Consider the following 12,973-nt stretch of genomic DNA (forward strand, 5'->3'; position numbering starts at 1 on the left):
AGATTTGCTTAATTTTGCGACAGGAAATATTTGTATTTGGGATATGAGCTATTGTCTCCGAGAATAATCAAATTATCTGCTCTTCAAGAGTGTCTTTCCAGATTACAAATCCTTTCCGCTCATCTGAATAGTCATGTAGGATGCGACTGAAGTTTGCTGGCGCAGAAGTTAAGTAAGCTAGCCTACCTTGATTTCTTATTACTCTGACATACTCATTTATTCTTTCAAGTTCGATTTTTAAATCACCAACACTTTTATTGATACGCCAAATATATGTTGCTTCTTCACTGTCTAATGTTTCCATTATCATATGGAAGTGATCTTTCCCATCCAAGAGAAACAAGAATGCGAATGGACTTAAGACAAATCTCACTTTTAATATATGAGTGGCATGGAATTCAGCCAAATATCTTAATTGTCTTTGGTGCCTGTAATTTCCTTTATTCAAAACATCATTAAGTAACTCCTCCCCGGATTCATAAGGCAAATTATTGCCCTCAGAAATTGCTCCCCCATTTTGAGTGGCATCTATCTTATATCCTGAATTTCGCTTAAACAAAGTATTTTCTACATACCGGAATCTGGCCGCCTCAATAATTTCCCTGCTTAATTTATTTATATCTTCCGACCTAGCCGATTTAGCTATGATATCGCCACTTCTTAAAACTAAAGAAATTTCGGCTTTAACCGACTTTGATTTTAAAAATTTTTCAAAGTATGGTTTCAAAACCTCAAATTCCGGCCTTATCGTCAAATTTTCAATATCAAAATTGATTTCCCTTCCATAATCTTTCACTGATATATCAAAAGCAACTGCTCCATATAGGAAATCAAGCTTTTCAATGGGAATATTTATTGTTTTTTCTATAATTGATTCTTGCTGTGATTTCAGAGATTCTTTCTGCTCATCAAAATCATCAAATAGTGTTAGTGTTTTTTCTAATTTTCTGTAGTAGACATTTCTTTTAAGAAACATTCGATTTAGATATTCAATCTTTATATCTCTGTAGTCATAGATTATTGGTTTAATTTCAGACCTCTGAACTCTTCCGATATACTGCACTAATTTGCCTTCAAATGAGAATGGATATACAAGGAACAGACATTGTGCGTTGTTCAGATCTGAACCCTCTCCAAAAAATTGACCAGTGGTAATAAGGGCTTGATAATTTCCGGAATTTAAAGCTCCCCATTTCATTTTCCGGTTAGCTTCTGAGTCATCCCCACTAAGTGTGATGACCTCAAAGTTTCTTTTGAGCTGCTGGTGCAAAGTTTCAATATGTTCTTTGCGCTCTGTTAGAATAATTACTTTTTTACCTCGGCCAATTTGTAATGTAATATCCTCTATAATTAAATTATTTCTTAAACTATCATGTATCAGTATGTTTGATAGTGTTTCAAAACGATCTGTTTTTGCATTATATGGTACATCAAGTGCTGTGTTCCTTATAATTATTTCCGGTGATTGTTCGTTTTTTATACTACTGCTTTCTATTTCCGATATTATTTCCCCAAGATGTACAGAGATTAACTTTCCATTATCATTTTTACGAAATGGCGTAGCCGTGAGGCCATAAAGATAATATGAATTAAGTTGACCAATCGTGTCACTAAAGGTTTCAGCCGCGATATGATGACATTCATCCACAATTATAGTCCCGAATGAGGATTTTATTTTAACTGCATTTTCGCCTTTAAGCTCTTTAACCAGGCTCTGGATCATTGCGATCGTTATGTGGGTGCCGATTTTTCTTTTGCCTTGGCCGATTGTGCCTATGTCTTGTTTTTGTATACCCAAGAATGTTTCTATTCTTTCCGCCCACTGATCTGCCAATTGTTTTCTGTGTACCAATATAAGCGCAGGTTGTTGTTTTGATGCAATTATTTTTAAGCCCATTACAGTTTTTCCTGTCGCCGGCGGAGCTACAATAATTCCAATATTTTTCTTTTCCGCTGCTGCAATAACTGGGAATTGATACTCTCGGAGTTTTGGGTAAAACGAAAAAATTATTTCAGGTCTTAGAGTTCTTAGATCTTTAAGATCATAATCAATCTTCTGCTCTAAACAGAATCTGATAAGTTTTCCTATGAAGCCCTTAGGAGCTGAAAAACCACTGGCATTTTCTCGGATAAACCTAAAGTATCTGGGTAAACCAAATGTACTCTTACCGCTATTTTTTCTAATGATAAATTCTGTATTCGGAAAATTTAATGATTCCCTTAGAAACTCAGTCAAGGCTGGTGTCAGGCCTTCTCTACTGATTTTAACATCATTAGAAAGGCTAATTGTCAATTTTGTATGGGGCGCATTTTCATTAGCCGCTTCATTGAAAAGCGATGTGTATATATCCTCTAAATATTGTATGTCGATACGCTCTATCTTTTTTAGAAACCCCCATTGGTCATCATATTTTTGTAGTGTATCGGGATCTATGAAACAATTATTTCCTTGGGTACTAATTGTTTGATTAAGTGGTAGGGCGATGAGATTACCAATCCCTTTTCCAGAAAGGTAGTCCTGATTTGGGAACATCCTGTCGAAACTCGCGTTTTTATCGAAAATTGACACTACATTACTGCTTTCAAGAAGTTTTAACAGAATTTTCCGGGCTTTGTAAGCAGGAAAAGGCTTGTTAAAAAAAATCCATACATGCCCGCCATTGCCAGACCTGGATCGCTCAAGGTAACAAGGGATTTTATTTTTTTTGCATTCAATTATAAATAAGCGACAATCGTTTATCCAATTTTTTTCATCAAAATCTGCAGCTATAAACCACGACGTGTTGTTTTGTAACAGAGGATAAATTCCAACAAATTGTTTTCCATTTAGATGATTAGCGATCTGGATATTGTCTAGCGCTTGATGTGTTTTTTCTGTATAGTTCTGAAAACTTCCACCTTTCATTTTGTGAATTTTATACAGATATGGGTCATACGAATAAGCTGGTGAGTATCCGCTTTTCTTTTCTTTTTCCCATCGCAATGCGAAAACATCTTCTCTTCCCTTAAATAGGGATTTATACAAATTAATTTGTTCTTGAGTCAAATTTTCCATTTACGTAGGATTCGATTATAATCTTTCTGTACTACTTTTCGAATATACAGCTATGATCCTAAGATTTGATAATAAATGCTATGCACTAATGTATTTTAAATCTTTTGAAAAATTCGTGTAAACTTGCTAATCTAGATTTGTGTTTTGAACCAAGTTAGGTAATCCCTCAATTCCATAATCTCAGGATTTGTTAGTGACAGCGAGATTTGCTTGGCGTTAGTTCCAGAACGACGTTAATAAAGTACTTTAATGAGCTTATTGGTGCAAAAATACTCAGTGTGGCAAAAGAGGAAAGAAGTATTTTATATCAACGACGATCTCATTCAGATATAGAAGAGGTAAGGAATTATTATCGAATGCTAATTCTATCCGGGGGCAATCATAAAAAGACTAGCCTTGCCAAATTTTGACAAGGCTAGTATCTTAATGTATTTGCTATTTGATTACCAACCAGGGTTCTGCACCAATTTAGGATTTGATTGAAGATCAAAGAATAAAAATGGATAACGGTTCATATTTTCGGTAAAAACCTTTTGCTCCATATCATAAGGAATATAAGTAAAGGTCGTTCCTGTTTTCTGTATTTTCATTCCCCTCATTTTGCGGTTGAATACATCTTTTGCAATGTTCCACCGTCTTGCGTCCCAATATCTATGCCCTTCAAAAGAAAGTTCTATTCTTCTTTCATTGCGTATACGCTCACGCATTTCTACTTGAGTTAATCCGGTAGGTAAAACGGGCATAGTTACCCTGTTTCTTATCAAATTCATTGCCGTATACACCTCATTTGTAGGTCCCTGAGCCTCGTTTACAGCTTCTGCGTAATTTAGTATCATTTCTGCTAAACGGAAGTGAATCCAATTGCGCTGGGTTGTACCCGGAGTTGCAGCGCCAAGATCAATGGCAGGATCTATATGTTTACGCATATAATATCCAGTTCTGGTTCCATTTGATTTTTGAGCACCATCTAAGCCACCATCAAAGGTTTCGATAGTTCTTGCTTTTATTGGACTGCCATTATAAAAAATACTTACTGCAAAACGTGGATCGCGGTTAGCATAAGGGTTTGCAGCACTGTACAATGGTGAAGTGGTGTAAGGCAAACCATCTTTCATTTCGTAAGCATCAACCAGGTATTGTGATGGACAAACGCCACCATTTCCATTAACTTCACCAACTGGAAAATTGGCCGATTCTAAAGTATTAGAGTTTGTGGCAACCCTGCTCCAGATAATCTCTTTATTGGTTGAAGTATTAGTTTTAAAAAGCCCTTCGTAACCGGCAATTCCAGGTGCTAAATTAAACATCGCGCTGGTTGTACCATCGTTAAAAGGTTTCGCAGCCTCAGCAGCTAAAGTCCACTTGCTGAGATCATTGCCCGGATTATTCAACGGACTGGCAGCGTACAATAATGTTCTGGCCTTTAAAGCTGCAGCACTCCATTTAGTACCCTTGCCGTAATAATTTTCGGTGGCAGAACCAATATAAGTATCAGGAAGTCTCTTAAAAGCCGAATCGCAGTCTAAAACAATTCTCTTAACCACCTCATCAAAGGTTTTTCGAGGCAGATTTATATCATCTTGTAAGCTTAACGATTGCAGTGTTATCGGCACGCCTCCATAACGTTTTAGCATGTCAAAATAATAATAAGCCCGCAAGAAAAATACCTCTCCTATTAACCTGTCGCGTTGAACGGTTGCCGTAATATTATTGATCACTAAATCTCTACCGTGATCCTTTACCTGAACTTTACCAATGTTTTCAAAAAAGACATTACATTTTCTTATTCCCCGATAAGAGTTACCGTACATATCATCTGGATTAAAGGTGGGCCCCCAGGTGCCATTGGTATAACGATAACTATCATTTGATAAATTAGCATGAACAGCATCATCAGTTGCTGCTTCGTACATCGTGCCATTATTACCAGTAAACCCTCCTAATGCGGTATATCCACTTATCACCCCACCATATATATCGGTAACATATTCTGTAGTGTAACTAATATTCTTAAAAACAGTAGTATCCTGAACATCTAATTCTAAAGGTCTATCTAAAGGATTTTTCTTGCAGGAAGATACCATGCAGATTCCAATCAGGAATATAACTGGAATAAATAAATATTTTTTGATTGATTTCATCTTGTTAAAATTATAATTCAATATTTAAACCTACCTGAAATGATTTCGTTCTTGGCGCTGAATTAATCCCGGCACCCAAAAATTCTGGATCTATAAAATCTGGCAGATCTGACCATGTATATAAATTGTTAGCACTAATAAAGAAACGTGCGTTAGAAATTTTAACATGTTTTAAAACATTCTGCTGGAAGTTATAACCGATTTCAATATTCTTTAATTTAAGGTATTTCCCATTTCTGATCCAGAAATCATTATTTCTATAGTTGTTATCGCTGGTCCGGCCATCTATTGAAAGTCGCGGAAAATCTGCTGTTGCCGCTGTTGCAGGCGTCCATCTATTTGATGCAAAATCAGACGGTTTACTTCCATTAGCAAAACCAGAAGTTGCTGCATTCATAATATTGACCGACCTATCGCCAGCTCCCTGAAACCAAACCATTAAATCGACATTTTTAAATCTTAGTCCAGCCTGTGCGCCATAAGAAAGGTTACTGATAAACGGAGCTCCCAAGGCTACTTCATCAAACTGATCGATTACTTTATCCCCATTTTGATCTTTGTATTTAAAATCGCCTGGTTTTACAGCACTAAAAGTTTGTTTAGGGCTGTTATCTATATCAGCCTGGTTTGCAAAAAAACCAATTTGCTGTAAACCGAATACCGTTCCACTCGATAAACCAGTACGTTTAAGGTAATCGTATGGTGTTGCCTGCTCGTCGTTGTAAACAATTTTATTTTTTGCATAGGTGGCTATTCCCCGTACAGAATAAGCAAAATCGCCAATTATATCCTGATAAGACAATTCCATATCGAAGCCTTTATTATTTACGACGCCAATATTTAAGGGTTTAAAAGATGCACCGATTACCCTTGAAACCGAACCAGGAAATGCCAGAATGTTATCTCTTTTTTCGTAAAAGAAATCAACACTACCGGTAAGTTTGCTGTTTAAGAAAGCAAAGTCGACACCTAGATTTGCTGTTTTAGCGGTTTCCCAGGTGATATCCGGATTGGATAACAAACCTTCAGCCCGACCGGTTAAAGTACCAGGATTACGTCCAAAAACATAAGAAGTACCCGTACCGTAACCATCAGCATAGAGATATCTAAATAAACTTCCGAATGTAGTGCCCAGAAAGCCAAAATCCGAATTCCCAGTTAAACCGTATGATGCTCTAATCTTAAGCAAATCTATGCTGCTATTTTTAAGAAAATCTTCCTCATTAATTAACCAGGCAGCAGCAACGGCCGGAAAAAAACCATAACGCTTATTAGGCGCCAAATTTTCGCTACCATTATAGCCAATATTAAGTTGGGCCACATATTTCTTTTTGAAGATATAGTGGGCATTTGCAAAAAAACCTTGCGATACATAAGGAAAGTCGTTACCGGCTGGTGTTTGGATAGATTGAGAAAAACCAATGCTTGAGTTTAGTTCATGATCTTCGCCAAAGTTATTTTGATAATCTAACTTACCCCAGGCGGTATTCATTCTATCTTGTGTTTGAGATCTTCCAGTAGCAGAATAGAGGCCATCGCTATTAAAACGGGCATAAGTACCATCGGCTTTTTTATTGTAAACTTGAAAATCTGAAGCAGGAGCACCAAAAGTTGAACCTTCTGAGTTTTGATTAAAATTATAATAAGAAAATGCACCGGTTACACTTAGCCCCTTTGTAATCATATCTAGCTTTTGAGCTAGTCGGATAGTACCAAACAAATTGCGGTGTACTTCTACTATATTTCCTGTTCTGGTAATTAAACCATAAGGATTTCTCGTATAGTTTAATCCGCTTTCATTAAAGCCTCCAATTTTGCCATCTGCATAAAGCATTGGGAACAAATTTGAAGGATAAGTAGAGATATTATTATAAATAGTAGAAGTAGCAGTACCAGGGAAATTTTTTGTTTCCAACCTACCTGCTAAATCTAAGCCTACCGTTAAAGTAGAATTGATATCTATATCCAGATTGGTACGGAAATTATACCTTTTGAAATTGGTATTGGTGTTAAATCCAAGTGATTCTTCACTTAAATCATTATACTTTAAAAAACCTCTTTGGTCCATATACCCAGCTAGTACAAAATACCGCACATCTTTTGTACCTCCTGAAAATGTCAGATTATACTTTTGCTGAATAGCCTGCTTTGCTACGAGTTCTTCGTTCCAATTTACATCAGGATACAATTCCTGATCTCTGTTTGGATTATCGTACTGGCCAATTTGTGCAGCGCTGTAACGTTCGGCTCTACCGTCATTAACCAATGCTTCATTGTAAAGTTTCATGTAGGTCTGCGCACCTAAATAGGTTGGAGCTTTCGAAGGTACTAAAATGCCAAATTGCGAATAAAACTTAATACTGTTTTGATAGGCTACTCCCCTTTTAGTTGTAACCAAAATATTCTTGTTTGCACCTCTCAAACCATAAATGGCATTTGCAGCCGCATCTTTAAGCACAACTAGCTGATCTATTTCTAATGGATCTAACTGAGCAAAGCCTACCGGCGCATTATCTACAATGATATTAGGGCTTGAGCTATTATAAGTTGAGAATCCGCGTATGAACAAACTGCTGCCATCATAACCAGGCTCTTCACTATTCATATTTGTAGTTAAGCCTGCAACTCGGCCGGCCAACATATTCGAATTGTTTGCATATCTAAAAAGCGACATATCCTCACCTGTGATGAAACTCGCTGCACCTGCATAATATTTTCTATTTACCTTTAAATTATAGGGTAAATTAATGGTATCTCCTTTTAACTTGATTTTCTTAAGGCTGTCTAATTTAGTGTTGTTAACATTTTGTGCAAATGCTTCCTGACCTAAAAAGCCTAAAAAAACAGTTAAAGAACCGATGATGTATTTATAATGAATTTTAAATTTCATGTTTTCTTCTAATTAAATTTAAATGAAATTAATAGCCTGGATTTTGCTCAACGGCTGTTCCTTTATACACTTCTGCAATAGGAATGGCTGCTAAATACATCCTTTTCTGAAAAATACGGTTCTCAATTACATAACGTTCGTGTTTGATCACTCCTCCAATTCTGGTAACCTTAAAACCATATACAGGTCCGTTATCAATATTTTCGGCAATCATCCACCTGCGCACATCATAATAGCGCTGTGCTTCTAATGCAAATTCTACAGCTCGTTCATTTCTGATTTTCTCACGCATTTGTAACTGTGTTAAACCTATAGCTAAATCAGGCATGTTTACTCCAGCACGTTTGCGTACAATATTGATATATTGGTAAGCATCGCCAGGTCCATTAAATTCATTTTCAGCTTCAGCCAGCATTAAATAAATATCAGCTAGCCTCAAATAATGCCATTTCTGCACACCAGTATTGGCATCTTGGCGCTGAAACTTTTTAAAGAAAAGGGATGTTTTATAGGTGTCCTGATAATCTTGTCCTTGTGCAACACCACCCTGGTTCGACCAGAATTCCATCTTATATCCTTTAAAAGTATCGTCATTTTTGAGCACTGTAAACGCCAATCTCGGATCCCGGTTAACCCACCACTGTTGTTCATCATAACCTGAGCCCGCCTCATCCTTGGTTTTTCCATTCAGCATTTCGTATTTATCAACCAGGTTTACCAATATCTGATTATGGGCATAACCGGCCAGCCTACCTCCCGGGTTGGAATAGATAGCTCCATTATCCATTGATTGGCGGTACCAGATTAATTCATGGTTAGCTGCATCTCTCGATTCGGTAAAAAGTTTATCGTAACCACCGGCATACAGTGTATACCAGTTTCCATTTGCTGTATTTTTAGCCAGGAAATCCCTGCAGGCGTCAGCGGCAAGTTTCCACCTATTCTTATCGTAGCTGGTATAACCTATGTCAGGTCTCGACATACTTCCAGGTTGGCCAGCAGGCGCTGGCGTTTCATTGTTGAATAATTTGCTGGCTGCGTATAAGAGCGTTTTAGCTTTTAGCGCCACGCACGCGGCAGCTGTAGCTCTTCCCCTGTCATTGTCGCTCGCAGGTGCCCAGGGTAAATCTGTTTCGGCAGCGGTTAATTCTTTTACAATAAAATCTACACAATCTGCAAAAGAAGCTCTTTTCAAAGCATCTTTGTAAGCCTGCTGAGCAGCTGCATCTTTAAGTTCTTCAAAAGTTACTGCAGATGTCAATAACGGTACTCCACCAATTCTTTTCACCAATTCGAAATAGTAAAATGCCCTTAAAAACCGTGCTTCTGCAACAAATTTGGCTTTGCTGCTTGGCGTAAATGTCATTAAATTGGCATTGGCAATTAGCACATTAGTACGTCTGATGTTGGTGTACATCGCCGAATAAACATTGTCTAGATTATTGGTTGCATCAACAGCCCCGAAATTTGCTCCGTTTGTAGCTAAATAAGCTGGTCCGGCTTCTGCCTCATCTGAGAGTTGTGCAAAGTTCTGTCCATTACCAAAATCATCCAAACCACCTGTAAGCGGAGCATAGCAGTTTGCTAAAAATTTACTGGTATTAATTTCGTCGCTAAAGGTTTTCTGTAAATCCAACGCTACCGTTATTGGTGGCGGAGCCAGGAAATCGCGTTTCTGGCAAGCGGTTAAGCCAGCTACCAATGCCCCAACCATCAAGTATATTTTTATGTTTTTTTTCATGATTGCAATCTTTAAAATGTAACATTAACACCTGCACTCCAAACTCTTTGTTGCGGATAATACCACGCTCTGGTATTTCTGTTCTCGGGATCCAGGTACTTGATTTTACTCCAAGTGTAAAGGTTTGAGCCGTTTAAGTATACACGGAGCATACTCATTTTAACTTTTTTAAGCCATTCTGAAGAAAAGGTATAGCCTATCTCTGCCTGCTTAAAGCGCACATAACTTGCGTCTTTAACCCAAAAGTCGTTTTGCTGATAATTGTGTCCACTTCCTGATGATGAAGACAGGCGTGGATAAGTAGCTGTTGCAGCAGTCGAGGGGGTCCACCTGCCCATATGGATATCCATAACCTTACCTGTATTAAAAAACTCGTAAGCTGCTTCTAAACTCACTAACATCGAAGCCTGATCTGCGCCTTGAAAAGCTGCAGTAAAATCGAAGCCTTTATAACTCGCGCCTAAGTTTAATCCAAAAATATATCTTGGCAACGTTGGATTTCTTAGTTGTACCCGGTCAAAATCATCAATAATACCATCACCATTCTGATCAATATATTTGAAATCACCTGGTTGAATTTTACCTAAAGGCCCCGGATCGTAACTCGATTTTGGCCAGGCATCAATTTCTGCCTGCGAATTAAAGAACCCCGCAGTTTGTAAACCTCTGTTCATTCCAAGCGGTTTGCCCGTATCACGCATCCAAGGGTACTTTGCATCTACCTCATCCCTAAATAATAATTTGTTTACCGTATAGGAAACGTTTGTATTTACGAAATAATTTAGCGCACCTGCTTTATCCTGATAGTTTAATTCGACTTCATATCCTTTATTTTCAACTATCCCTAAATTTACTGCTGGTAAAGCTGCACCAACTGTAGCGGGTATAGTACCTGGTGTTACTAAGATATTATTTCTTTTTTCGTAGAATACATCCACGTTAAAAGTGATGCGGTCTTTTAAAAATTTAGATTCTAAAGCAATGTTCGATTTATTTGCTTTCTCCCACTGTACGTACTTATTACCAAAAGCACTTTCTAAAATACCTCCAGGATTAACGTTATTGGTTAATCCAAAGGCATAACCACCGCTTGAGGTATAAGCATTATCGATGTATAAAAAGCGAACGCCCGAATTGAGTTTATCATTACCTACCTGCCCATAAGATCCCCTTAGTTTTAAAAAGCTGATGGCTTTAAAATTTTGCATAAAAGGCTCATTGCTGATTACCCAACCTGCGGAAACTGATGGGAAAAAACCGTATTTCGCCCCATCAGGGAATTGCTCTGAACCGTTGTAGCCCATATTCACCTCTGCCAGATAACGGTCGTTCCAGCCGTAAGTTAAGCGGGCAACTACGCCCTGATACGAAAATGGCCAATCGGGAATTGCAGCAGTTCCTGCCCTGTTTAATGTTTTTCTACTTTTGTTAAAAAGTACAAGACCACTTACATTACTCTTGCCAAAAGAATTTTGATAATTTAATGCACCTTCGAAATAAACATCCCTATATGAATTATCTGCATCAGAAATAAAACTTTGTGCATAACTTAATATCGGTTGCTCATTACCTATACGTGCACCATAGGTATAATTACCGTTTGCATCTTTACCTGTAAGTTGGTACCTGGCATAATCGCTCCTAAAGCGCTCTATACGCTGCTTATAGTGGTTTGTAAAGGCAAGTTTAGAATTTACACTTAATCCTTTAAGTAAAGCATCTAAACTGTACCTGCCTTCTACTGTTCCTTCTATTAAGTTGGTATAATCTTTTTGAAAGCCATAATCAGAAAATTCGACCAAAACATTATCGGTTAAACTTGGGCCTGCACCATAAGTGCCATCAGGGTTTAATAAAGGTCCATTATTTGGTGGAGTACGCATTAATAAACTGAATAAGCGCGAAACACCGGGACGCGGTACATTGGTTACTTCTGATCTGGCTGCCAGATTTACTTTTAAGAGTAAATCTTTATTTACATTTAAATCAACATTCGACCTGAAATTGAATCGGCTATAATCAATACTGGCATCAACAGCTTTATCTTTGGTATGGTTAAACAAGCCTCCCTGGTAGAGATAACCGCCACTTACAAAATATTTAACAAATTTTGTACCTCCACTTGCATTTGCGTTAAATACTTGCTGAGGTGCAAAAGGCTTTAAAAATTCGTCTACGTAATCAACATCCGGATATAAATAAGGGTCAGTATGATTTTTATAAGCATCTAAAGCCGTTTGATTATACAATGGTGATTTACCTTCGTTTGCAAGAGCCTCATTCATTAAAGTTGCAAAATCGTATGAATTTAAAAACTTAGGCATACGTGTAACTTCCTGAATATCGGTGTGGTAAGTAATACTTACTTTAGCCCTGCCCTCTAAACCACGTTTTGTGGTTACCAGCATTACACCATTTGCACCCCTAACACCATATACAGCTGTTGCCGATGCATCTTTTAAAATTGAAATGGTTTCTACCTCATAAGCACTGATACTATTTAGCGGCCTTTCTACACCATCAACCAAAATTAAAGGAGCTGTACTATTCAGTGTAGACCTTCCCCTGATCAATAAGGTAGAACCATCAAGCCCTGGCTGTCCGGAAGTTTGCTGGGCAACCAACCCTGGCATTCGCCCTACCAAAGCATTCGAAATGTTGGCAACAGGAGTTTGCAATAATTGTTTGTTGGTAACGGTTGATACTGCAGCTGTTACGCTCACTTTCTTTTGCGAGCCGTATCCAATTACTACAACGTCTGACAGATCATTGCTTTGTGGCACTAAGCGGATATTTAATGCTGTTTTGCCATTTACATTAACTTCTTTTGGTGTATAGCCAACATAAATAATAATTAAAGTAGCATTATCGTCTACATTTTTAAGGGAGAAATTCCCATTGTTATCGGTAAAGGTGCCAATATTAGTGCCTTTAACTTTTACAGAAACGCCTGGCAAACCTACTCCGGTTTCATCAAGTACTTTGCCATTTACATCAATTTTAAATTTCCTGAATAAAGACGGTTTTGCCTTTTTCAATACGTGTAAGTTGCCAAGTAAGCCAGAAACCTCAGCAGTGGAGGCAATGGAATTGAAACTTACAAGATTAAGCATGCAGATAGTTAATAAACATGCTGAACGTAGAGT

The 12,973-nt window shown here is 37.7% G+C and carries 5 protein-coding genes; all 5 read right to left on the reverse strand.

Annotated features, from left to right (window positions below; all coding sequences use genetic code 11):
* Positions 1-67: 67 nt before the first annotated feature.
* Positions 68-3,055: a DEAD/DEAH box helicase gene (locus AW17_RS04085; RefSeq protein ID WP_029274846.1), complete on the reverse strand. Its 2,988-nt coding sequence runs from the start codon at positions 3,053-3,055 to the stop codon at positions 68-70.
* 443 nt (positions 3,056-3,498) lie between these two features.
* Positions 3,499-5,196, reverse strand: coding sequence for a RagB/SusD family nutrient uptake outer membrane protein (locus AW17_RS04090; protein WP_029274847.1), 1,698 nt, complete (start codon positions 5,194-5,196; stop codon positions 3,499-3,501).
* Positions 5,197-5,206: 10 nt separating this feature from the next.
* On the reverse strand, positions 5,207-8,086 hold the full coding sequence (locus AW17_RS04095; protein ID WP_029274848.1) for a SusC/RagA family TonB-linked outer membrane protein: 2,880 nt from the start codon (positions 8,084-8,086) through the stop codon (positions 5,207-5,209).
* A 28-nt stretch (positions 8,087-8,114) separates the two neighbouring features.
* The gene (locus AW17_RS04100) at positions 8,115-9,827 is read right to left on the reverse strand and encodes a RagB/SusD family nutrient uptake outer membrane protein (RefSeq protein ID WP_029274849.1); all 1,713 of its coding nucleotides are present in this window, start codon (positions 9,825-9,827) and stop codon (positions 8,115-8,117) included.
* 11 nt (positions 9,828-9,838) lie between these two features.
* Positions 9,839-12,940 carry a SusC/RagA family TonB-linked outer membrane protein gene (locus AW17_RS04105; RefSeq protein ID WP_051691626.1) on the reverse strand — a complete coding sequence of 1,034 codons (3,102 nt, stop codon included), beginning with the start codon at positions 12,938-12,940 and terminating at the stop codon, positions 9,839-9,841.
* Positions 12,941-12,973: the final 33 nt, after the last annotated feature.

This window comes from Pedobacter borealis DSM 19626 (genome assembly GCF_000708285.2).
In the GTDB taxonomy this organism is placed as follows: Bacteria; Bacteroidota; Bacteroidia; order Sphingobacteriales; family Sphingobacteriaceae; genus Pedobacter; species Pedobacter borealis.

Bases quoted from the DNA above. Each gene is read 5' to 3' on its own strand.
- AW17_RS04090 (WP_029274847.1), bottom strand. From the start codon at position 5,196: ATGAAATCAATCAAAAAATATTTATTTATTCCAGTTATATTCCTGATT.
- AW17_RS04095 (WP_029274848.1), bottom strand. From the start codon at position 8,086: ATGAAATTTAAAATTCATTATAAATACATCATCGGTTCTTTAACTGTT.
- AW17_RS04105 (WP_051691626.1), bottom strand. From the start codon at position 12,940: ATGCTTAATCTTGTAAGTTTCAATTCCATTGCCTCCACTGCTGAGGTT.
- AW17_RS04100 (WP_029274849.1), bottom strand. From the start codon at position 9,827: ATGAAAAAAAACATAAAAATATACTTGATGGTTGGGGCATTGGTAGCT.
- AW17_RS04085 (WP_029274846.1), bottom strand. From the start codon at position 3,055: ATGGAAAATTTGACTCAAGAACAAATTAATTTGTATAAATCCCTATTT.